This window comes from Pseudoalteromonas sp. MIP2626, from assembly GCF_013414205.1.
In the GTDB taxonomy this organism is placed as follows: Bacteria; Pseudomonadota; Gammaproteobacteria; order Enterobacterales; family Alteromonadaceae; genus Pseudoalteromonas; species Pseudoalteromonas nigrifaciens.
Genome location: NZ_JAATTW010000125.1, coordinates 1 through 786 on the forward strand (window position 1 = coordinate 1; position 786 = coordinate 786).

Consider the following 786-nt stretch of genomic DNA (forward strand, 5'->3'; position numbering starts at 1 on the left):
CCTCGTATACGGCTCCTGTACCCTTCACATTTTATCAACTTATTTCCTAAACGCTGATAAAGCAAGCCACCCCGTATTCACTTTTTCTATTGGATATAAACCAAGCTCCTCAAACCATTGGTTTGGCATCGATACACAAGATAAAGGGCTTAGTGAGTTACGCCACGAGTTCATCTTTATGAACTTAAACGGTGGCTTTTTCCCTAACTGCTTTAGTCGTCGATGTAGCCTTGATGGCTTCTTCCACAACCTCAGCTGTATTGCCCTTAGTCTTCGTCTGATCCAACCTGCCAAGGCTTTTAGTTCTCGCTTACAATTGGCTATACTAAAATAATTTACAAAACCGCGCACAACTGGATTTAGCCGCTTTATTACTTCTGCTAAATTTATGCCGCCGTTACGTTTTGTTAATTGCTTCACTTTTTGTTTAAACACGATGAGTTTTGATGCTTGTATCCGTGTCCACTGGCTACCTATCTCTACTCCCAAAAACTTCACACCTTTGCTGCTATGAGCAATATGGGTTTTCTTTTGGTTCACGGTTAATTTCAAGTCTCGCTCTAGTATTTGGGTGGATGCCTTAAGTGCTTCTTGCGCTGCTTTTTCTGTGCTGCACAAAATCAAGATATCATCTGCATACCTCACTATTCGGTGATTACGCTTTTTCATTTCTTGATCGAAAGCATCTAGGTAGATATTCGCCAATAACGGGCTAATTACGCCACCTTGTGGGCTTCCTATCGTACTAGCCTCCCAGTGTTCGCCTATCATTACCCCGCTTTTTAA

General features: G+C 42.0%; 1 protein-coding gene. It reads right to left on the reverse strand.

From position 1 onward, the window contains the following. Nucleotides 1–39 precede the first annotated feature (39 nt). Nucleotides 40–786, reverse strand: a 747-nt coding sequence (locus tag HC000_RS18320) for a reverse transcriptase domain-containing protein (protein ID WP_257025644.1), incomplete at its 5' end; no start/stop codon positions are given.